Raw genomic sequence first — 21,588 nt, forward strand, 5'->3', positions numbered from 1 at the left:
TCACTTCTCGTCAGAAACTGAAATCCCCGCTGTCCAGTTGGCTCTTCTTGGTGTCGAGCAGCACCAGTTCGTCGCTGCCGGCATGGATGATGAGATCGTTGCCGTCGACGGTGAGGTGATTGTTCTTCAGATCGTTGAAATTGGCGATCGCATTCCAGTTCTTGAGATTGATATGATCGGTTTCATTCTGGAAATCGGCGATCGTGTCGTGGTCGTAACCGGTCTTGAAGATGAAGGTATCGACATTGGCGCCGCCGGTCAGCCGGTCGTTGCCTCTGCCGCCGTCGAGCTTGTCGACGCCTGCCAGGGCGAACAGCTTGTTGTTGCCGTTATTGCCGAAGAGGTCGCTTTGATCGGCGTTTCCGGTGCCGTTGATATTGCCGTTGCCGAGCAGGATCAGACGCTCGACATTTTCGGACAGCGTATAGGAGACCGTCGATTTCACGGTATCATATCCTGCGCTGCCGCCGTCTTCCTTGAGCTTGACACCTGCCTTGTCGGTGATCAGCGTGTCGTCGCCCGTGCCACCCTCGATCTTGTGGTCGACCGTGCCACCGCTGTTATCGAAGAAGTCCTTGCCGCTGCCGAGATTGATCCGGCCATGGATCGTGCCTTGATTGATGACGAATTCCTTGCTGTCGGCAGTCTGGATGGCAAAGCCATCGCCCTCGATCAGCCCGTTGTTGAGGATGTTCAGCCTGCTCGACGGCTCGAAATTCTCGGACTGGATACCCGTCGCGCCTTTGATCGAGCCACCTCCGTCGACGACGATCTTCGTGTCTTCGCCATTGACCCAGATACCGGCAAAGCCGATCCCGGTTTGTGTGATATCGCCCTTGATGATGATGGTGTTGTCATTAAAAGAAGTGCCTACGAAGATCCCGTTGGCGTTGTTGACGGTCCTGGAGGCGTTCTTCTCGAGCACATAGGTCTTGCCGCTGTCCTCGATATCGTATTCGGTTGTTCCTGTGGGAATGTTAATAGCCATGATCAATCTCCAGTTTCATGCCGGTTGACACAATGTCCGGCCGGCGCCGGATCAAGCTGTCATGCGAAGCGAATTCAAAGACTGGTTAAGGCACGGCTGGCGGCTCACGTTTATTCGCGGCAATTGCCACGCATATTCTCGAGCACGAAAATATACATTATTTCAAAATGTTATGAAATCGATATCGCCACCACCTCTGAGTGCGATGGACTCATCAGCAGGGTTGCAAAATCGAAAATGCAGTGATCAGCTGCCGCGGTAGGTCGAGTAGCCAAACGGTGAAAGCAGCAGCGGCACATGATAGTGCAAGGCCGGATCGGAGATGCCGAAGCGGATCGGGATCAGGTCGAGAAAAAGCACGTCAGGCAACTTCTGGCCGGTCATTTTCAGGTAGGCGCCGGCGTGGAAGACGAGTTCATAGGTGCCCTTCCGGAGATCCGGCTCGACCAATAGCGGTCCACCTTCAATCCGTCCGTCGGCATTGGTCCTGACGGTCTTGATATATTCGCGGATCTCATCCTGGATCCGGAAGACGTCGATCATCACCCCCTTGGCGGGCACGCCCAACGCGGTATCAAGCACATGGGTCGTCAAACCTGTCACAGGAAATCCCCTTCAATTATAAATGGCAATGAATAAAAGTATTCTTCAAGATTATGCTCCGATCCGGAACGATCGACAACAAGAAAGTTACTGACTTCCTTGAGCGCCATCAAGGGGTGATGCCATATATTTGCACGATAGTTTACGCCCTGGTCGCCACGCGCAAGAAAAACGCGTGGCACTTGAGGTTTACCACCTTCGTCCTCCGCCACAACGACCAGATAGGGCCGGCTGTCGAGCGGCTGGAAGCTCTGGCTGCCGAAGGGGTGACGCTCCATCATGCCCAGTTCATAAGGAAAGGTGCGCGGCTGGCCCCGAAAGATGTTGAGGATGACCTTCGCCCCCTCGCCAAACGCCTCCGCCTCGCCGAGCGCATGATAGCGCTCCGTGGTACCACCATTGATCAATCGCATGGCGGCAGGATCGGCTTCAATAACCTGGCCAAAGGGGGCAAATGCCGCCTTGGTCAGCGGTTCGATAGGGAGAATACGGGTCATGCATGGTCCAGCTGAGTCGTTTTCGGCAAGCTAGTCCTTCCGGATGGCATGTCAATTCTAGACGTGAGCCCTGGATAAGCGTGTGGCGCATTGTGTTGCAATGTGTTACACAGAACCAAATTACTGCTGAGCTGAGAGGTTCAATGCCATGTCGTCGTCTTCAACATTATCCCTACGATTGACAAAGGAAGCCCGCGAGCGGCTCGACAAGGCTGCTGCCCGGTCCCGGCGGTCCCGTGCTTATATCGTCCAGGAAGCGCTTGAGCGGCATCTCGATGAGATCGAGCGGGAGGAAGCTCCGGCGCCGAAGAAATCGCGCTTCTCCACCATACTGAGCCTGGCAGGAGCAGGCGCGGCATTGAACGGTCCGCGCAGCAAGGAGGATATAGACAACGATATCAGGTGGCTGCGTGGCGACGATTGATTTCGGCCGGCAATCACGCATCTATGTGGATGCAAATATCTGGATCTACCTGATCGAAGGCAATCCGCAATTCGTCGATGCGACCGAAACAATGCTGGCTGAGATCGCCGCCGTCGGCTCGACCGTTGTAACAAGCGAGATCACGATTGCAGAATGCGTCTGGAAACCGTCGAGGACCGGAGATCGGGCGATAATCGAACTTTATGACGCGTTGTTTGCCAGTGACGAAATCGAACTGGCGCCGCTGGATAGCGGCCTTGCAAAGCGGGCAGCCATGGATGGCGGCGGCATTGGCCTCAAGCTTGTCGACGCCATCCACTACGTCACGGCGCTGGAATCACACTGCAATTTCTTCCTGACTGGCGACAGGCATTTCAAATCCGTTCCGGGCATGGAAGTCATCCATCTGACGCGATAAGGCGCCTACCCCAGCATATTCCGCACCACCCGCATGAACACGCGGGCGCCGATATCGATCAGCCCATCAGGGAAATCGTAGTCTGGATTGTGCAGCCCTGCGTGCTTCTCACCCGAGCCGAGAAAGAACATCGCCGACGGTCCGGCTCCGCCGAAACGGCCGAAATCCTCCGACCCGCGCATCGGCAGGTCGCCGGCGTCGTGGCTGACGGCCTCGTCGTCAAGGGCCTTCATCAGGTGCTCGACGGCCTCCGGTGCGTTCTCGCAATGCAGGAAGATATCGTCGTAGGTGATTTCGACGTCAAGACCGCTTTCCTGTGCGGCTTTGCGCACCAGCGCCTCTGCGTTCTGGCACATCGCATCCATGCGCTCGTCGCGCAGCGTCCTGAGCGTCGCCCAGATCTCGGCATAGCCGGGCGCGATGCCGAAGGCGGGTTCGCCGAGCGCCGCATGGGTGATGGTCACCAGGCTGAAATCAGCATCTTTGGGTTCACCATGGCCGAGGTCGGTAAGCTGCGGCATCAGCGACGACACCGCCCGCATTGGCGAGGTGCCCTGATCCGGCGTCGAGGCATGCGCCGTCTTGCCGGTCAGCGTGATCCTCATGCCGCGCGAGGCACAGTTGACGATGCCTGAGATCAGCGCAACGTGCCCGAAGGGCAGTCCGGGCATGTTATGCAGCGAGAAGGACAGGTCCGGCTTGATCTCGGCAAATCGCGGATCGGCAATGACGGCGGCAGCGCCTGCGCCATTCTCCTCGGCCGGCTGGAACATCAGCACGATCCGGCCCTTCGTCGGCCGCCCTCGCGAAAGACCACGGCCGAGTGCGGCAAGGATGGTGGAGTGTCCGTCATGGCCGCAAAGATGGCCCTTGCCCGGGATGGTGGACTTGTAGGCCACATCGGTTAGTTCCTCGATCGGCAATGCGTCGATCTCGGAGCGAAAGAGCAGCGTCGGGCCGGGTTCCGCACCCTCGAACACGGCGGCGACGCCATGGCCGCCGAGCCCGGTCAGAACCTTGTCCGGATGCATCGGCGCCAGGAAAGCGGCAACGCGCCTTGCAGTCTCGGCCTCTTCGCCGGAGATTTCGGGATAGCGGTGGAGCTCATGGCGAAAGCCGATCAGCTCCACCATGTCCTCGTTGGTCAGAAACATGTGCTTTTCCGTCTTCTATTTCGGCCTGGCGGCTTCGCCACCACCCAGCAAAAGCAGAGTCCTCGCCGATCGGCAAGGTCGGCAGCAGCCTACCACCTGACGTTAAGCCCAATATTTCCCTCGATCGCGTGGAAGTCGTTACCACCCAAATTCATGTCGTAGGACGCCTTTGCGTAGACGCTCGCCTGGGTATTGAGCTGCGCCGAGACGCCGACGCCCAGTTCTAGCGTCGTCATGTCGAGCTTGTTGGAGAAGGCAGCACCCTTCAACTTCAACGTGTCCTTGGCCTCAAAGGAATGCCACACATTGGCGAGCAGGAACGGGTTGACCCTCTTGCCGTCGACGTCATAGGTTCCGGTCGCCCGGAAGCCGATCCGGCCGGTGACACCATCGCCGACATTGTAGCGTATGCTGCTGCCTGGATCATGCGCCTTGTCGAAATCGATGCCCGACCAGATGATCTGCGCCTGCGGTTCGATCTCCCAGCCATCGGTGATGGCGAACGGGGTTCCGGCCTCCAGTGAGAGCGTTGTCGCCGACCCGTCGATCTTGGTGGAATAGCCGCCGATCGAGCTTGTGTTGGCGTTCAGCCAGGATTGCATGACAACGGCGTCGACATAGCTGCCATTTGTCCAGGTGTGGGTCCAGTAACCACCGACATTGTAAGCGTCGATGCCCAGATTTCCCACATTGACATGGAATACACTGAACAGGTTTCCTTCGATGTCGCCGTTGGCGCGGCTGTAGCCGGCAAAAAGGCCAAGGATGTCTTCCTGTCCACCAGCGTGCTCGATCGTGTAGACCGGGGCGCCGATCTGCATGCCCCAGAAGTTGCCGTCAAATTCCGAGCCGAGAAGGCCGCCCACGTCATAGGTGTAGGTCTTTCCAAACACTCGCATCCAGGCCACATGCCCGGCATCGGATGCGGTCAGCCATTCCTGTTCGCCCATACGATCATGGAAGGTGCCGATCGTCGTGCGCAGCAGGCCACGAGTGACCGCGGGCACGGCGTTCAAGATAGGTACCTCCGGACGGATCAGCGGGATGTCGTAGTCGCCGCCTATATGGTCATCATCGCCATCGTTATCGTTGTCTCCGTCCCCGCCGTCGGGCTTGTCCGGATCCACGATATCCGGCGGCGGGTGATATGGCGGATCGATGTCGGGAATATCGATGTCCCTGATGTGATTGCGAAGGTAGTAGTTGAATTCATTGGTGCCGTCCGTGCTGCCACGAAACAGGAGATACTCATAAGCACCAGCAGTGACACGTTGGGCAAGTTTGAACGATTTCGGATCTGTCGTCGCACCGTTGACGGCCTCGACAACCAGGATGCCGTCTTTGGTGCGCTTGCCAATCCCACCAACATTGGCGATGTCGATGCCGGTGGAGCCAGTGGCCGTGCCACCGTCGATGACCAGCTTGTCACTGGGCGAACCATCAGTACCGAGCACCGACTGAAGTTTCAGCAAGCCGGAGGCGCCGGTATAATCTCCAAAGATCGTCAGCGTATCTGTGGTCGAATCCGAGCCATTGGTCAGATCGATCGTGCCGGCATTCTCCACCGCTGCCTTGCTTCCGACGTCAAAGGCCGAAATGGTGCTGTGGCGATCGCCCGCCAGCACGCTTGCGGTTGCGTCGATGGCGAGCGTGCCCGTCAGGCTGCCGCTGTCGCCGAGCACGAGATTGTCGTTCAGCGTCAGCGTCGTACCGCTGGTCAGGCCGATCAGTTCCCACCGATTGAGACGCTGCGGATCCTGGATCTCGGTGCTGAAGATGAAAAGCTTGTCATCAGCGCCCTGACCGCCATCGATCTGGATCTGCTTCAGCTGGCTGCTGTCCAGCGAGTAGAGGTTCGCCCGATCGGTTCCGTCACCCATGTCGATGCCGCCGAGCAGGCCGCCCGAGGTCCAATCCATCAGGTCATCGTCGTCACCTGAACGGATGAAACCGGTGACCTCGCCGCCCGAGAGCTGGAAATAGTCCTTGCCGGTATTCTGCTGAATGTCGGCGTTGACCTTGCCATTTTTCATCAGGAACTGGTCATCGCCGGCTCCTTCGTCGATCGTGCCGTTTATGGTGCCGTTGCCATGGTTGACGATGGCGTCGTCTCCCGACCCCAGCAGCGTGTTGCTCTGGATCGTTCCCATATTGTCGACAACGGTTTGGCTCGCGCCGTTGATGAAGATGCCGTTGTTGATGAAGGCATTTTCCGCGTTGCGGATGCCCGTCGTACCGTTGCCTGATACGGTGATGCCGTTGTTAAGGGTGCCTTCGTTGAGGATGGTATTGTCGCTGTCGCCCGTCATCGTGAATGGCGTGTTGATGAAGGCGCCGGAGCGATTGATTACCGTGTAATCGCCGTCTCCAGTGATCACCAGACCTTGGTTCATGTTGCCGAGGTTTTCGAAGCGGATCACGTCGTTGTTGTTGAGCGTCACACTGTTCATGTTGCCGGCGGTGGTGATGTATAGAATACCGCTGTTGGAAATCAAAAACGGTCCATTGAAATTGGTGCCCGGCACGATATTGACGGTCAGGTCGTCCAGACCGATCGCTTTATATCCATTCGGATTGCCGTCACAGGTGACGATATCCCCGGACGACGAGGGGTAGGGACTGCAATTAGCAAGTGCGGCCGTGGCCGGCGGCAGGAGCAGAAGCCCGGCGACCGCAGCGCCAAGAACAGGCGCTTTGGCAGGCCGTCTGGCTTCGATTGACTTGAAGTCAAGGTTGTTCTGGCTAGTGGTTTTCGCATTTCCAGGCATCGCTCGTCCCCTCGCCGAGTTACTCCAAGTGCTAATATAACCTACCATCGGTCGCTCGCGTAAGGGACCACCAGTTTGCACCCCTGATAACTTGCAATTGCATCAGTGCTGCACGCCAGCCCAAGGCACGGGCCTTCAATTGAAGATAGGATAATACAATATTAGCATTTAAGCGGATTACGTTGCCTTTTGAAGCATTTGCAAACTTCGGGCGGTGGCGAGACTCGAGAACAGGCACCCTGCCACAAGTGTTAACGGCGGTTTGGCCCGATGCGTGGGCTCGCCCAAACAAACTGTTGTCTGCCGTCGATTTCCTTGGCAGGTTGCCCGCTATAACAAGCAGTGGGAACGACAATGGAACGCATCGACTATCTTCAAACCCTTTTCTCCGGCGCCAGCCAGACCGTCAATTTCCAGAAGCAGCGCGAGATCTTTCCGACAGCAGTGATGACAGCCTCGCCGACGCCAAAACCATTCCCCTATGGCGCGCCGATGACGTTGCCGACGAGCTATGTCTTCGAAGGCAAGACTGGCGACATCAAGGGTTTCATGACCGAGACCGACACGATGGCATTGCTGGTGCTGAAGAATGGCGAGATCCGCCACGAGCAATATGCCGATTGGGGCGGCCGCGACACGCATTGGATCTCGATGTCGGTGGGCAAGAGCTTTGTGTCGGCAGCGGTCGGTATCGCGGTCGACGAGGGCTTGATCAAATCGATCGAGCAGCCGATCACCGATTATCTGCCGGCGCTTGGCGTCGAGGGATCGGCCTATGCCGGCGTGCGCATCAAGGACATCCTGCAGATGTCGTCCGGCGCCGGCTGGAACGAGGATTATAGCGATCCGAGCTCCGACATCATGCGGTTCGTCTCGATCCTCGGCCTGGGCGGCTCGATGAACGAGTTTCCGCCGACGCTGAAGCGGGCTCGCGAGCCCGGCAGCTTCAACCTCTACAATTCTACCGACACGCAGGTGCTCGGCATGCTGCTGGTTGCCGCGACCGGCCGTTCGATCGCCGACTACATGCAGGAGAAGCTCTGGCACCCGCTGGGCATGGAAAGTCCCGGCTACTGGATCGTCGATTCCGTCGGCATGGAAATGGCCTATGGCGGGCTGAACGCGACGGCGCGCGATTATGCCAAGATCGGCGAACTCTTCCGCCTGAACGGCAAATGGAACGGCAAGCAGATCGTCTCGGCCGATTGGGTCAAGGCATCAGTGACGCCTGATGCGCCACATCTGATGCCGGGCGATACCGGCCTGTCGGATTCGCTGTTCGGCTACGGCTATCAATGGTGGGTGCCGGAAGGCGACGAGGGCGAGTATTCCGCCATCGGCGTCTATAACCAGTTCGTCTATGTCAACCCGGCCAGGGGCGTGGTGATCGTCAAGCTCTCGGCCAACCAGCGCTATGGATTGACCAATGACGAGACCAGCTACCGCGAATACGAGACGTTCGAGTTCCTGCGGGCGATAGCAAGGGAGGCCTGAGAAACGGGCCGCAGGCTCAATGATCCGCAGAATGTCCTCTGCTTCCATAGTCGGAATTGGTTCAGGGATTTCCGTTCTGCGTCCCGGCTGTCGCGGCGAGCCAGAGTAAGCTTGAGGAGCGTTTCCGTTCACTTTGTGGTAATCTGGGTCGAGGTGGAACAAGCGCCATGAGCGAGATGCGAAAAATCGCCGCGATCCTGGTTTCGGACGTGGTCGGCTACAGCCGGCTGGCCGGCGCGGACGAGGATCGCATCCTCGCGCGGCTTCGCGCCCTGCGCAGCGATCTCATCGACCCGACCATCGCTGTGCACAATGGCCGCGTGGTCAAACGCACGGGCGATGGTAGCCTCGTCGAATTCCGTAGTGTCGTCGATGCCGTGCGCTGCGCGCTCGAGATCCAGAATGCCATGGTCGAGAGAAATGCCGGCTTGCCTCCCGAACGCCGCATCGAATTCCGCGTAGGCATCCATCTGGGCGATGTGGTCGAGGAGAGCGACGGTGATCTCATGGGGGACGGCGTTAATATTGCCGCGCGGCTGGAGGGAATAGCCAGGCCCGGCGCCATCTGCCTTTCGGAAGACGCTTATCGTCAGGTGAAGGCAAAGCTCGATCTGCTTGTAACCGACCTTGGCGCGACCCACCTCAAGAACATCGCTGAGCCGATCCGGGTTTATTCACTTGAGGTCGGAGGTGTCGGGCAGGTACGTCCGGCGCAGCCGCCTGCTCCCGGCAAGCCTTCCATCGCCGTGCTCGCCTTCAACAATATGAGCGGCGACGCCGAACAGGAGTATTTCTCCGACGGCATCAGCGAGGACATCATTACCGACCTCTCGAAGCTGTCCGAACTGCATGTGATCGCCCGCAACTCGTCGTTTGTCTACAAGAAGGCCGCCGTTTCGATACCCGAAGTCGCCAAGACGCTCGGCGTCCGTTATGTGCTTGAAGGAAGCGTGCGCAAGGCCGGCAACCGGGTTCGGGTGACGGCGCAGCTGATCGATGCAACGGATGGAGGACATGTCTGGGCTAGCCGTTTCGACCGTGACCTCACCGATATTTTCGCGGTTCAGGACGAACTCACGCAGGAAATCGTGGCGGCGCTCAAGCTGAAGCTCACGGCGGGCGAACAGGATCGGTTGGCCAGGCCACGTGCGGTCAACGTGCAGGCCTACGAATTCTTCCTGCGCGGCCGCGAGCTGGCGTGGGCGGCCACCCGAACAGGCAATATCGCAGCGCGCAACCTGCTCGGGCGCACGGTCGCGATTGATCCTCGATATGCCCCAGCCCATGCATTCATCGCCTTCACCCACTGCAGTGACTACGTCAACGGCTTTTCCAGCGACCCTGATCACTCGCTGCGTACCGGGTTGGAACTCGCGCAGCGGGCGGTGGAGATGGACGAGGAAGAGCCCACCGGCCATTGGGCGCTGGGGGTGGCTTACGGATGGAGCGGCCAGCTCGACCCGGCGCTCGGCGAAGTGCGACGGGGGCTCGCGCTGTCGCCGAACTCCGTGGAGATGCTGCTCCTGAAGGCTAGAATTCAGGTATTCTCAGGCGACCCTGCCGGCGCGCTCGAGACGCTTGATACCTCGATGCGGTTGGACCCACATTATCCAGAAATCACGCTGCAGTTTCTCGCCGACGCACACTTTTCCCTGAGGCAATATGACCAAGCGATTGCCGCAATCGAGCGACGGCTCGCACGAAACCCTCAGTCCGAGACCGCCTATGCCCTGCTCGCGTCCTGCTATGGCCATCTCGGCCAGTTGGAGGAAAGTCGGCAGGCCTGGGCGCATACGCTGCAGATCAATCCGGATTTTTCCATCGAATACCGCCGACGCGTCCTCCCCTTCCGGAACCCCGAGGACTTCGAGCTCCGCGTTGAAGGACTTCGTAAGGCAGGGCTGGCATTCTGACGCGCGCAGCTGCCGGTGCCGTGAACAAATAAGAAAACAGCCGAGAAGCTACCCCTTCACGCCATACAATCTCAGCCGCATCGTGCCGCCGTCGGGGAACATGCCGTAGCGGACATGGGTGATCGGGCCGATATCGGCGATATCGTCCGCGCCATAGTGGTGAATATGATCGGCTTGCAGTTTCTTGCGACCAAGAAGGGGCTTCCAGTTCTCGGATGCGGCGATTTCCGCCTCGGACAGCGTGTCGCCCAGTCCGGGCAGGTTGGCGCCCAGGAGCTCGCAGGTGTCGGGGAAATTGCCCTTGTAGAAATGGGTGTCGACCTCGATGCGCCGGATCGTGCCGGCATGGCCAAGGCGGATGATCGCCCAGTCGTGGCCGGGACCACGGCGGCGCTTGGTTTCCCACCCCGATCCCATGTTTTCGCCGCGACCGGGCTCCAGCATCTTGTCGGGATGTCCATAGTGGGCGTCCGACCAGGCCAGTGATTTGGCGCCGTGGAAGATGTATGCGAGGTCGATTTCCTGATCGGGCCTCACCTTGGTCCAGTCGAAATCCGCAGTGCCGTAGACCCGCAAGCGCGCGACGCCGCCATCCGGATAGATGTGCAGGCGGATATGCGTCCAGACCCTGGATTTGTCGGCATTTTCGAAGAAATGATGGGCGGAGGCGCCAAGCGGCGACTTTGCCAGGATCTCGGTCCAGGCGGCATCGTCGCTGGGATCGGGATCGCCGTCCGGCGAAAAGGCGGCATCGACCGAGCCGAAGGGCGGATAGTTGCCAGTGAACCAGTGCGTATCGATATCGACACCGTGGATGCGACCCGGCATGGCGAGCTTGACCACCGCCCAGTCGTGGCCCGCGACACGCTTGCGGCGGCTTTCCCAGCCGTCCATGTATTTGCCGTTGTCGTCATAGCGGGTGGCTTCCCAGAGCGGCAATTCATCCGACAGCATGCGCGACAGCGGCGCGAAAAACTCGTCCGTCGAGAAGATGCCTTTGGCGCCTAGGCGGGCAGAGGCGAGGTTGACGGTGCCGGCGGCAAAGCCGGGGCGTTCATCGGTTCCGAACATGCTATTCTCCGTATGTCATGGCATTGAGGCGCAGGCTGGCGATCTTTTCGACCTCGTGGCAAGCGGTGTCGAACTCGACCTGGCGGCTGTGGTGGATGCGGTTCTCAAACGCGTGCAGGATCTCGGCCTTGCCCAGACCCTTGACCGCGATAATGAACGGGAAGCCGAACTTCGTCTGGTAACGGGTATTGAGATCGGTGAAACGGGCAAACTCAGTCTCGGTGAGTTGGCTCAACCCGGCGCCCGCCTGCTCCTTGCGGCTGTCCTCGGTCAAATCGCCCGACACGGCAAGCTTGCCGGCGAGATCGGGATGGGCGCGCAGAACCCCCAGCCGTTCGTCTTCGGAAGCCGCGCGGAACTGTTCGGCGAGATGGTGATGGACCACCTCGGCGTCGAGCGTGTCGGGCAGCCCGCCTTTTTGCCAGGCACGGTCGGCAATCCAGGCGGAATGTTCGAAAACGCCGCCAAAACGCGACAGAAACTCCGATTTTTCCACTAAACTGCTCCTGGCCTGCCTCGAAATCTGCTCGATTTTGACAAAAGCAGTAGCGCCCGCAAGCTGGATTGTCGAGCCGGATTTGATGCTGCACCTGCGTCGGCAGACACCTCTTCGGCTGTGCAAAATGTGGCGCCGGCAGGATATCGAGATTCGCGGCCTTGTGAGAAACGCTCGCCTTCGAAATCTACACTTGCGGCTTGTGATGCTCGTGCCAGTGCCGGGCAATATCAATGCGTTTCGGCACCCAGACCTTGTCGTGCTTCAGCACATATTCGATGAAGCGGCGCAGGCTGGCGGCGCGGCCGGGGCGGCCGACGAGGCGGCAGTGCAAGCCCACCGACATCATCTTCGGCGCACCTTGCTTGCCTTCCTCATAGAGCGTGTCGAAGGCATCCTTGAGATAGGTGAAGAACTGGTCGCCGGTGTTGAAGCCTTGCGGGGTGGCAAAACGCATGTCGTTGGTTTCCAGCGTGTAGGGGATGATCAAAAACGGCTTGCCATCCAGCCCGGGCACCCAGAACGGCAGGTCGTCGGAATAGTTGTCGGAGGAATAGAGGAAGCCACCCTCCTCCATCACCAGCTTCAGCGTGTTGCTGGACGGCTTGCCCTGATACATGCCGAGCGGTCGCGTGCCGGCGACCTCGGTGTGCAGCCGCACCGCCTCGAGGATGTGCTTGCGCTCCTCCTCTTCGGAGAAATCCTTGTATTCCAGCCAGCGATAGCCGTGGCTGGCAATCTCCCAGCCGGCCTCGTTCATGGCCGCCACGGCATCCGGATTGCGCGCCATGGCCAGCGTCACGCCATAGACGGTGACGGGAACGTTGAGCTCGGTGAACATCCGGTGCAGACGCCAGAAGCCGGCGCGCGAGCCGTACTCGTAGATGCTCTCCATGTTGAGATTGCGCTGGCCGGGCCAAGGCGCCGCACCGACGATCTCCGACAGCAGGTTTTCCGAGGCGGCATCGCCATCGAGAATGCAACTCTCGCCGCCCTCCTCGTAGTTGACGACGAACTGCACGGCGATCTTGGCGCCGCCCGGCCATTTCGGATCGGGGATGTTGGCGCCATAGCCGATGAGATCGCGAGGGGTCTGGAGATCGAGCATGCGGGTTCACCTTCGGATTTTGTTTTCAGGCAAAACTAGAAGGGGGAAATGGGTTTGTCGAGGGTGGGTGTTCGCAGATCTCATACAGTTCAGCCACTACTTTTGTTCTCGCCACCACTTGCTTAACAGTTTCACAACTGCCATCAAATCCGCAATGTAGAATGGCGCTATTGCAACTAAGAGAATTAGCACAAAAGGGAGACGGTCCAGAATGTCGGGTTTCATCATTCAGGGGGACGAGGAAGCGAACGAACTCACTGTAAAGGTAGTGCACGAGGAAAACGGCGGCTTATCCGTTTACAACATTATCTACGCAGGCGGCGGCAACGACGTGCTGTCCGGCAGGCCGAGCGTAGACGAAGCCATTATCGGCAATTTTGGCGTGCAGCTGTTTGGGGAGGATGGAAATGATCGTCTCTTTGACTCATATGTTGACGATACGCTCAACGGCGGCAGCGGAGACGACATCATCAACTACGGCGATGGCCACGATAAGATCGACGGCGGCGAAGGGTTTGACACCCTGCAATTGGATGCGTTTTATCCAACTCTCGATCAATTGGAATTCACAGGAATAGAAAAACTCGTGGTGTACAGCCCGGAACTCTACATCGGGCACTTCGATCTCAGCACCGTTGATTTCGTCAGCTCGGACAGCAAGTCGTCCAGAAGGTCCCTTATTTTTTCAAAGCAAGCCAACGTCATCGATGTGACATTTCTCGGCGGCAACTTTGGGATCTCGGGCAGCAGATTCGACGACGTTTTCGATATTTCCGAGAGCAACGCCAGAATCGGCGCCAAATTAGGCGCGGGCAATGACACCGTCATTACAGGCAGTGGCCGCGACACCCTTGACGGCAGCGTGGGCAATGACTTTCTCGATGGTGGTGAAGGCAACGATCTTCTGTTCGGAGGCAGGGGGAACGATACGCTTTACGGCGGCAATGGAAACGACCGCATTTTCTCAGCGATTGGAGATGATGTCATTCGCGGTGGGGACGGCGACGACCTCTTGAGTGGATCGGCGACCAGTGGCGGGTTTTGGGAAGATGGCAAAAAGGATTTCAAGATCGTATCCGGTGGCGCGGGAAACGACCTCTTCAAGGATTTCCGCTTTTACCCGACGACTGCAAGTCACTTTCTCGGCGGACAGGGGACCGACGAAATCGTTTTGGGCCGGGACATATCCAACATCGTGGTCAAAGACATTGAGATTGCGAGAATTGGATGGGGTGTAAACTCGATCACGGCCGACGCAGATGTTCTCGATAGTTTCGACCAATTCGTCGCGGTCCGAAAAAACCTGCAGTTTGTTTTTTCATCGGGAGGCCATTTCACATGGAATGCGGCATCCGAAGAACCACTCAAGGGAACTATCGTCGGCTCCGGTCGCGTGGATCACATTGACATGAGGGCCAGCCACAACACGTGGAGAATTTCGGGCGGCGATGGCAACGATGTGCTGACCGCGGGCAAGGGGTACAGTATCTTGGCGGGTCAGGGAGGACGCGACACTTTCGTGTTTGGGGATGGCGCAGGCAAGACCACGATCGTCGATTACGACAGTATCGGCAGGGATCGGGATATCATTGATTTGTCTGCCGTCAAATCGATCAAGGATTTCGACGACATGATCGACCATCACGTCGAGATGTCCAGCGACGGAGACCGGTTGGTGATCCAGTTTCACAGCGCAGAGATTGAGCTTTATCACATTAAAGTCAACAATCTCGAGGAGAGCGCCTTCGTGTTCTAGGCAGATCGAATAAGTATAAAATATTTATCACAAGAATAGTTCAGGCAAAATCACCAACATATATAATTTTGAGGGCCTCATGTTCACCAAGGACGAAAATACCATTACCGGCACAAACGACGACGACAACATCGTCTTTGACACTTTCGCTGATTCGGAGGGTGGGATTTACGAGCAAGTGATTTTGTACGGCTTGGGGGGAAACGACACCATAAATCCGATAGGTGACTGGTTCTTTCAGCACCTGTCGATCTATGGTGGCGAAGGCGACGACGTTATCAACGACAACCTGGGGGGCGATTTTCTGTCTGGCGACGATGGCGACGATATTATCCGCAGCCGAGCGTCGTATGGCGAACACGATACCGTGTTCGGCGGCGAGGGAAACGACAAGATCGTGATTACCGGTGACGTACAGGCTGATGGCGGCACCGGCAACGATACTTTTGTTCTTGGCCGGCGTTTTGGCTATACGGATAGCGCCGACCTCGTAGGCGGAGAAGGGCTCGACACGGTCGTCATTTTTGGCTCACTCCAGAGAGTCACCTTCGACAGCATAGAAGAACTCCAGGTCAATCATTCCGTCACGTTGGCCGCAGAGATGTTGGAGACCATCACCCGTATCTCCTCGTATGAGGGTCAAAAATCCGTCATTTATCTCACGAACGCCACGAACATTAATGCGACGCTCTTCGACGCGAGTTTTCACGGCACGATAACGGGTTCTGACTCCGATGACGTCCTGAATTTCTCCCGGGCTGTGAACAGCATCGAACTTAATGGCGGCGATGGCGACGACATTCTCAAGGGGAATTCGGCTGACAACAAGCTTTACGCCGGTATCGGCGACGACACGATTTTCGGAGGTGGGGGCAATGATAAAATATTTGTTGAAAACCTAGATCATACGGCACAATCCGGGACAGGAACCAACCTGGCTTTTGGCGGCGGCGGCGATGATGAGATCACCGTCGGTGAAGGAGGTTTCAGTACTGTCTTCGGTGGCGCGGGCGACGATCTGATCATTGGCAGTAGCTTCGGTCGGAAATCTGGACTTAACGGCGAATGGCACGGTGGCGCGGGCAACGATCTCTTTCAACTCTCCTACGATCTGGGCGGTAATTTGACGATTGTTGGCGGGGCCGGTAAGGACATTCTCCAGTTCACCGGCGAAATCCTCGACAGCGCGCGTATCGATGTGGACATCTGGAAGTCCGCAGGCATCATCGCATCGCCTAGGCTGCTCAACGACATTCCGGAGATAAGCAGCGTGGAAAGGCGCATTTCGATAACCCTTTCCGAAGGGGGTGTCTTCAAACCTCAATCTGTTCAGGGCAAGGTCAGTTTCTTCGGTTCCAGCCAAAACGATACCGTTGACCTGTCGCGCACGCGTGTAGATCGGGAGTGGCAGGGCATAGATCTTGGACGCGGCGATGACACATTCATCGGAACCAAATTAGACGACAAGGTACGAGGCGACCGTGGCAATGACACCTTTGTCTTCAATGATCATGCGGGACATGATGGGATAATGGATTTTACAAACAACGGTCGCGAGACGGACATCCTGGACTTCTCAAAGTCGAAGATCATCAACAACATCAGCGACTTCAAGGCGCACCTGTCCGATGATGGACTCGTAAGCTTCGGCGACACTGTGATCGATTTGCATACCAATGCGAAGTATCTGGGGAATTTGTCGGATATCAACTTCATCTTCTGATCCTCACGCCACAGGCAGCACCAATTCCGCCTTCAGTCCGCCGCCCTCCCTATTGGCTAGCTCCAGCCTCCCGCCCAAACCGCGGGCGACGTTGTCTGATATGGCCAGGCCCAGCCCCGTGCCGCCGGTGTCGCGGTTGCGGGAGCTTTCCACCCGGTAGAAGGGTTTGATGACATTGGCGAGTTCTTCGGGCGGGATGCCCTTGCCGTTGTCCTCGACGATAACGGACGCCCAGTCGTCCGAGAGGTTTACGGAGACTTCGGCCGAGCCGCCGTGGCGCACGGCATTTTCCACCAGGTTGGTGACGGCGCGTGACAGGAACGTCGCGTTGGCGCGCACGACGGCCGGCTGGCGTTGGCCGGAGGGCGACAGGCGATAGGTTGCCTCGGGGAAATTGTCGCAGACGTCCTGGACCAGCGAGGTCAGCTCGACCTTTTCAAGCGGGCCGCTCGATGCGCCCGCACGCGAAAATTCCAGCACCGAATTGACGATCCGCTCGATCTCGCGGATGTCCTGCCGCACCAGCTGCACGGTGGCGCTCTTGGAGAGTTCGCAGCGGATCTTCATCCGCGTCAGCGGCGTGCGCAGGTCATGGGCAAGGGCTGCGGCCAGGTGCTCGCGTTCCGACAGATGATCCTTCAGGCGGGCCTGCATGGCATTGATGGCGCGGATGACGGCGCGGACTTCATAGCTGCCGCGCTCGGGAATTTCCGGCGTATTGAGGTCCTCGCCCAGCTTTCGGACGGCGCGCTCCAGCCGGCGGTAGGGCCAGACGAGCTGGCTGACGGCCCAGACGGTGATCAGCAGCGGCACGGCGGCGACCAGTACATAGACATAGAGGTTGCGCGGCGTCAGCGGCATCGTGTCCGGCGTCTTCTTGACGACGAAATTGATCCAGCCGGCATCGGCCATCTTCATCGAGGCGGCAAAATAACCCGCGGCCCCGAAGCGCTGGGATTCGCGGGCAAGTTCGGCCTCGATGCCCTCCTCGCTCTCGCCGCGCAACAGCAGGCCGGGGCCCTTGGCCAGCTTGTCGGTGTCATATTCGGCAATGCGGAGATCGTTGACACCGCTGGTCGCCAGCTTGGCCGTCAGGATGTCTTCGAGCTCGGCCATCTCGTCGTCTTCGGCGATGATATTGGGCACGGCGGGCACATTGTCGATACTGACGGCGACGAAAGCCGATTGCAGGCCTGCAACCAGTTCGGCCCGATTTTCCTTGGTCTGGCCCGACAATGCCCGCGCCACGCCCGATATCCGTTCGGCCAGCCGGAAGAGATCGGCGGTGCGCAGATTGTCGGCCACTGAATGAGAGGCAACCAGCAAGGTCGCGACCTGGAAGGAGATGACGGCGGCAACGACGATGATCAGGATCCAGGCCGGCAGCGACCGTGGAAAGAAGCGTGTCATCGCCGCTCGACCTCGGCCTGCAGCGCATAGCCGACATTGCGGATGCTGGCGATGTTGAGCGGACAGGCGGCGTTTTCGAGCTTGCGGCGCAGGCGGCTGACCAGCACGTCGACACTGCGGTCATAGACATCCGAGCCGATGCCCGAGACCAGTTCGAGGATACGGCCCCGGGTCAGCGGCCGATTGGCGTTGCGCGAGAGGATCGTCAGCAACTCAAACTCGGCATAGGTCAGGCTGATCAGCACGTCATTGGGGCTGACGAAGCGCCGCCGCTGGATATCGAGCGTCCAGCCGTCGAGCAGGTAAATCTCGCTCGCCTTGGCCGTTTCGGCGGGATGCGCCTGTGCCCGCCTGCGGATGACGGCGCGGACGCGGGCCAGCAACTCGCGCGGCTCGAAGGGCTTTGCGACATAGTCGTCGGCGCCGATCTCCAGCCCGGCGACGCGATCGGCAAGATCGCTGACGGCGGTCAGCATGATGATCGGGATCTCGGTGGTCTGGCGGATTTCGCGGCAGAGATCGAGCCCGCTGGCATCGGGCAGCATGACGTCCAGCAGCACAAGATCGATGGGATGGGCCGCCAGCATGCGGTTCATCTCGCGTGCGGAATAGGCCGAGATGACCTCGAAGCCGTGCTTCTCGAAGTAGAGGACGATGAGTTGGCAGATCTCCCGATCATCGTCCACGATCAGCAGTCTGGAAGGCGATCCGGCCATTTTCCGTCTCCGGCTTTTTGCCGGGAATAGACCGCCAAGTCCCTCAAAAAGCAAGTGTTACATTCAGAAACATCGCTGCAACAAATCTGCGAAAAGCCGAAACGCGCCTGAGACTTTCGCGGCCTAGAACGGTGTCGGGCAGCGATTCACGACCGGAATTGGAAGATATGTCACGAGTGGCCAAAAAGTTCGGTGGTGCTGTCGCCCTTGCCCTGGCGTCGATGCTTGTTGCTTCTCCCTCTATGGGGGCGACGATCGGCCAGAAACGATGCCTGACGCTGGACGAGCAATTGTCCGGCGTCGTGCAGAAATCCAGGCAGCCGGCCCCGAAAAGCGTCGGCACACTTTCGGACAAGGCGCGTTCGCTTTGCACGAAAGGCAAGACCGCGCAGGGGCTCAGGACCTACGCCAAGGCATTGAAGATCATGGGCAGCCAGCCTGCCCTTCCCAAAGATTGATATCAACCGAAGGACACGACCATGAAGATTTTCTCCTCGCTCGCTCTCGCAGCTTCGCTGGCACTCGGCACAGCCATTGCCATGGCACCGCTGGCTCCGGCAATGGCTTCCACCACCAAGGCTGCACCGGCCAAGACCTCCATGGTGAAAAAGCCGACCTGCACGCCGTCTAAGGACAAGAAATGCCCGGTTCACCACAAGGTCGTCAAGCACCACAAGAAGAGCACTGTCACCAAGACCTCCGCCAAGAAGGAGCCGGTCAAGGCTGCGACTGACAAGACCCCCGTGAAGCCGGCTGCCAACTAACCCCTTGCCGGCTTCTTGAGAGCATCGGCCACGTCACAGGCCGATCCTCTGGCAGGCGGCACCCAGCCATGTGGTGCCGCCTGCGCGCTAAAGCGAGCCCGCCCCTCCGGATTTGCTTGTCGCGCTCTAGCGCGCAAAACCGCAGTACACTTTTCCGCAGCATGCTTTATTTTGCCCGACGAATGAACCGTCGCGGCTCGTGTGATCAGTGAGAAAGCTCCGGCGGGAAATCTCCGGAGCTTTCTGCGTCCGGCGCCTGCCGCGTCACCTGCCCCTGCAGCGTAAAATTCTCGGGCAGGTCTTGTGGGCCGCGGTCCATCGCAAAATCCACGGCGCGCTCGGCGAGGCGGTGGGCCATGCCGAAGGAGATCTTGAAGCCGCCGGTCAGGGAGATGACATTCGGATGGCCCGGGAGCGGGCCGATCAGCGGATCGCGCTCGATCGCCTTGGGGCGGATGCCGGCCCAGCGTTCAATGACCTCGGCATTGCGAAGTGCGGGAACCAGGGTACGGGCCTTTTCGATGACATGGTCGAGGTGATGATCGGTCGAAAGCGGATCGGCATAGAGGTTTTCGCTGGTCGACCCCACCGCGACGCGGCCGCCCTCATGCGGCACGATGTAGATGCCATCAAGGAATGCCACTGGCCATGCCGGATCGATATCGGCCCGGAACAGGGCTGCCTGGCCCTTGACGCCCTGGCCGATCGGCTTTTTCATCGGCGGCAGCAGCGACTGGAGGATCGGGAAGCTTTCGACACCTGCGGCGATGAGGATACGGGAGAAGGCGATGTTCCGAGATTGCGGCGCCCCCTCACCCGGCGCATGCGCGCCACCCTCTCCCCGCTGGGGAGAGGAGGTCTCTGCCGCCGCCGCCCGCTCCCTCTTCTCCCCCGCGGGGAGAAGGTGGCCCGAAGGGTCGGATGAGGGGGCCGCCGCTGCAATCTCCGCCCTGCCCTTCGCCGCATCCAGCGCCACCAGCGCCGCATGCTCGATCACCCGCACATTCGATTGCATCGCCAGCGACGCCTTCAACACCGCGATCAGCGCGCGCGGCTCGCAGCGCGCGGCCAGCGTGTCCTCGACATAGCCGCCCTCGCCGAATTCCGGCGCGAGGTAATCGGCGACCGCCGGCGTCTCCCGCACATGCCAGAAGAAGCGGTTGTCGCCCTGATGCCAGTTGTTCAGCGCGTCGGCTTCGTGGCGGCGGGCGATGACGGCGAGATGCGGTTTCGGCAGCGGGATGATGCGGCCGGAACGTCGGAAATTGGCGCAGAGGCCCGTTTCGGCCTCCAGTGCGGCGAGTTCTACCGGCAGGCTGGTGAGCGCCTCGTACTGGAACTGCTTCTTGGCGTCCCAGCGATCCGGCATCCACGGAAACAGCGCGCCCAGCACGCCGCCGCTGGCGCCCGAGCCGATTTCCTGTCGGTCGATGAGGATGACCGAGAGCCCGGCGTTGGCTGCCTTGACCGCCCCCCAGAGGCCCATGATGCCGCCGCCGACCACGAGGATGTCGGCGGACAATTGACCGGAGGCGGAAAGCAAACTATCGCCTGAGCGCATGGACACCGACACTTCTCAAAAACCGACGCTGGAATGGATCGACGGCGATATGCCCTATTCGACCGCGTTTGGCGATCATTTTTATTGCCGCGAGGACGGGCGCGCCGAATGCGGCCACGTGTTTCTTGCCGGCAATGGCCTGCCTGAGCGGTGGGGCGCGGGCGCATTTGTCATCGGCGAGTTGGGCTTTGGGACGGGGTTGAATTTCTGCGAGACCTGGCGGGTGTGGAAAGACTTGAGACCTGCGGCGAGGGCCTCAACACCAACCCTCCACTTCATCTCTTTCGAACTCTACCCCATGGATCGCACAAGCATCGACAAGGCCCTCTCCCGCTGGCCCGAGATCGACGCGGAGCGGCAGGCGCTGGTCGCTGCATGGCCGGACGAGCCCACCGGCGTGGTGCATTTGCAACTGGCCGAGGACGTGACGCTCAGCGTCATCTGTGGCGACGCGCTCACCAGTCTCGCTTCGAGCGACACCACCTTCGACGCTTGGTATCTCGATGGCTTTGCGCCATCGCGCAATCCGGCGATGTGGTCGCCGGACATTCTGCAGGAAGTACATGACCATACACGGCAGGGCGGCTCCTTCGCCACCTATGCCGCGGCCGGGTTTGTCCGCCGCAACCTCGTTGCGACGGGTTTTGCCGTCGAGCGGCGACCGGGCTTTGCCGGCAAGCGCGAGATGCTGTGCGGCGTCAGGCCGGATTGAGCGCGCTCCGCA

General features: G+C 59.3%; 20 protein-coding genes. 9 read left to right on the forward strand and 11 right to left on the reverse strand.

The genetic code is table 11. The features are described from left to right. Positions 1–10 precede the first annotated feature (10 nt). From ACXHRN_RS16465 to ACXHRN_RS16475, 3 genes are all read right to left on the reverse strand, one after another. Positions 11–988, reverse strand: coding sequence for a hypothetical protein (locus ACXHRN_RS16465; RefSeq protein WP_488637390.1), 978 nt, complete (start codon positions 986–988; stop codon positions 11–13). Between the two features lie 246 nt (positions 989–1,234). Next, positions 1,235–1,591: a hydroxyisourate hydrolase gene (gene uraH / locus ACXHRN_RS16470; protein WP_488637391.1), complete on the reverse strand. Its 357-nt coding sequence runs from the start codon at positions 1,589–1,591 to the stop codon at positions 1,235–1,237. Next, entirely contained in the window at positions 1,588–2,088 is a 501-nt protein-coding gene (locus tag ACXHRN_RS16475; protein WP_488637392.1) for an ureidoglycolate lyase, read from the reverse strand. Before ACXHRN_RS16475 ends, uraH begins: the two co-directional genes overlap by 4 nt. Positions 2,089–2,266: 178 nt before the next feature. On the opposite strand from ACXHRN_RS16475, the gene ACXHRN_RS16480 reads away from it, so the two are divergent. Both ACXHRN_RS16480 and ACXHRN_RS16485 read left to right on the forward strand, forming a co-directional pair. Beyond that, positions 2,267–2,512, forward strand: a complete 246-nt coding sequence (locus tag ACXHRN_RS16480) for a hypothetical protein (RefSeq protein ID WP_488637393.1) — start codon at positions 2,267–2,269, stop codon at positions 2,510–2,512. Beyond that, positions 2,499–2,930 (forward strand): type II toxin-antitoxin system VapC family toxin, encoded by a 432-nt coding sequence (locus tag ACXHRN_RS16485; RefSeq protein ID WP_488637394.1) that lies wholly within the window; start codon positions 2,499–2,501, stop codon positions 2,928–2,930. Before ACXHRN_RS16480 ends, ACXHRN_RS16485 begins: the two co-directional genes overlap by 14 nt. A gap of 5 nt (positions 2,931–2,935) precedes the next feature. On the opposite strand, the gene ACXHRN_RS16490 is transcribed toward ACXHRN_RS16485, so the two are convergent. After that, entirely contained in the window at positions 2,936–4,084 is a 1,149-nt protein-coding gene (locus ACXHRN_RS16490) for an amidohydrolase (protein ID WP_488637395.1), read from the reverse strand. Between the two features lie 89 nt (positions 4,085–4,173). Next, positions 4,174–6,852, reverse strand: a complete 2,679-nt coding sequence (locus ACXHRN_RS16495; protein ID WP_488637396.1) for an autotransporter family protein — start codon at positions 6,850–6,852, stop codon at positions 4,174–4,176. 354 nt (positions 6,853–7,206) lie between these two features. Here ACXHRN_RS16495 and ACXHRN_RS16500 point away from each other — a divergent pair, with 354 nt between their 5' ends. Together ACXHRN_RS16500 and ACXHRN_RS16505 are read left to right on the forward strand one after the other, a co-directional pair. Beyond that, positions 7,207–8,346, forward strand: a complete 1,140-nt coding sequence (locus ACXHRN_RS16500; protein ID WP_488637397.1) for a serine hydrolase domain-containing protein — start codon at positions 7,207–7,209, stop codon at positions 8,344–8,346. 167 nt (positions 8,347–8,513) lie between these two features. Continuing rightward, complete coding sequence (locus ACXHRN_RS16505; RefSeq protein ID WP_488637398.1) at positions 8,514–10,259, forward strand: tetratricopeptide repeat protein; 1,746 nt, start codon at positions 8,514–8,516, stop codon at positions 10,257–10,259. Positions 10,260–10,307: 48 nt separating this feature from the next. Here ACXHRN_RS16505 and alc read toward each other — a convergent pair whose 3' ends face one another. The 3 genes from alc to puuE all read right to left on the reverse strand — a co-directional run bounded on the left by alc (position 10,308) and on the right by puuE (position 12,934). After that, positions 10,308–11,330: an allantoicase gene (gene alc / locus ACXHRN_RS16510; protein WP_488637399.1), complete on the reverse strand. Its 1,023-nt coding sequence runs from the start codon at positions 11,328–11,330 to the stop codon at positions 10,308–10,310. A gap of 1 nt (position 11,331) precedes the next feature. After that, positions 11,332–11,826 carry a 2-oxo-4-hydroxy-4-carboxy-5-ureidoimidazoline decarboxylase gene (gene uraD / locus ACXHRN_RS16515; RefSeq protein WP_488637400.1) on the reverse strand — a complete coding sequence of 165 codons (495 nt, stop codon included), beginning with the start codon at positions 11,824–11,826 and terminating at the stop codon, positions 11,332–11,334. Positions 11,827–12,013: 187 nt separating this feature from the next. Further along, positions 12,014–12,934 (reverse strand): allantoinase PuuE, encoded by a 921-nt coding sequence (gene puuE, locus ACXHRN_RS16520; RefSeq protein WP_488637401.1) that lies wholly within the window; start codon positions 12,932–12,934, stop codon positions 12,014–12,016. 211 nt (positions 12,935–13,145) lie between these two features. Here puuE and ACXHRN_RS16525 point away from each other — a divergent pair, with 211 nt between their 5' ends. Together ACXHRN_RS16525 and ACXHRN_RS16530 are read left to right on the forward strand one after the other, a co-directional pair. Beyond that, positions 13,146–14,690, forward strand: coding sequence for a calcium-binding protein (locus ACXHRN_RS16525; RefSeq protein WP_488637402.1), 1,545 nt, complete (start codon positions 13,146–13,148; stop codon positions 14,688–14,690). A 79-nt stretch (positions 14,691–14,769) separates the two neighbouring features. After that, positions 14,770–16,413, forward strand: a complete 1,644-nt coding sequence (locus ACXHRN_RS16530; RefSeq protein ID WP_488637403.1) for a calcium-binding protein — start codon at positions 14,770–14,772, stop codon at positions 16,411–16,413. Between the two features lie 3 nt (positions 16,414–16,416). On the opposite strand, the gene ACXHRN_RS16535 is transcribed toward ACXHRN_RS16530, so the two are convergent. After that, positions 16,417–17,823: a sensor histidine kinase gene (locus tag ACXHRN_RS16535; protein WP_488637404.1), complete on the reverse strand. Its 1,407-nt coding sequence runs from the start codon at positions 17,821–17,823 to the stop codon at positions 16,417–16,419. Next, a complete protein-coding gene (locus tag ACXHRN_RS16540; RefSeq protein ID WP_488637405.1) occupies positions 17,820–18,539 on the reverse strand; it encodes a response regulator transcription factor in 720 nt (239 codons plus the stop codon). Before ACXHRN_RS16540 ends, ACXHRN_RS16535 begins: the two co-directional genes overlap by 4 nt. Before the next feature lie 176 nt (positions 18,540–18,715). Here ACXHRN_RS16540 and ACXHRN_RS16545 point away from each other — a divergent pair, with 176 nt between their 5' ends. Together ACXHRN_RS16545 and ACXHRN_RS16550 are read left to right on the forward strand one after the other, a co-directional pair. Then, positions 18,716–18,997, forward strand: a complete 282-nt coding sequence (locus ACXHRN_RS16545) for a hypothetical protein (RefSeq protein WP_488637406.1) — start codon at positions 18,716–18,718, stop codon at positions 18,995–18,997. Positions 18,998–19,018: 21 nt separating this feature from the next. Then, on the forward strand, positions 19,019–19,303 hold the full coding sequence (locus ACXHRN_RS16550) for a hypothetical protein (RefSeq protein ID WP_488637407.1): 285 nt from the start codon (positions 19,019–19,021) through the stop codon (positions 19,301–19,303). Between the two features lie 205 nt (positions 19,304–19,508). Here the strand turns inward: ACXHRN_RS16550 and ACXHRN_RS16555 are convergent, their stop codons facing one another. Beyond that, a complete protein-coding gene (locus tag ACXHRN_RS16555; protein ID WP_488641926.1) occupies positions 19,509–20,864 on the reverse strand; it encodes an NAD(P)/FAD-dependent oxidoreductase in 1,356 nt (451 codons plus the stop codon). On the opposite strand from ACXHRN_RS16555, the gene mnmC2 reads away from it, so the two are divergent. After that, positions 20,863–21,576 (forward strand): tRNA (5-methylaminomethyl-2-thiouridine)(34)-methyltransferase MnmC2, encoded by a 714-nt coding sequence (gene mnmC2, locus ACXHRN_RS16560; RefSeq protein WP_488637408.1) that lies wholly within the window; start codon positions 20,863–20,865, stop codon positions 21,574–21,576. The genes ACXHRN_RS16555 and mnmC2 overlap by 2 nt on opposite strands. Positions 21,577–21,588 lie beyond the last annotated feature (12 nt).

The organism is Shinella sp. OV683 (assembly GCF_057787725.1).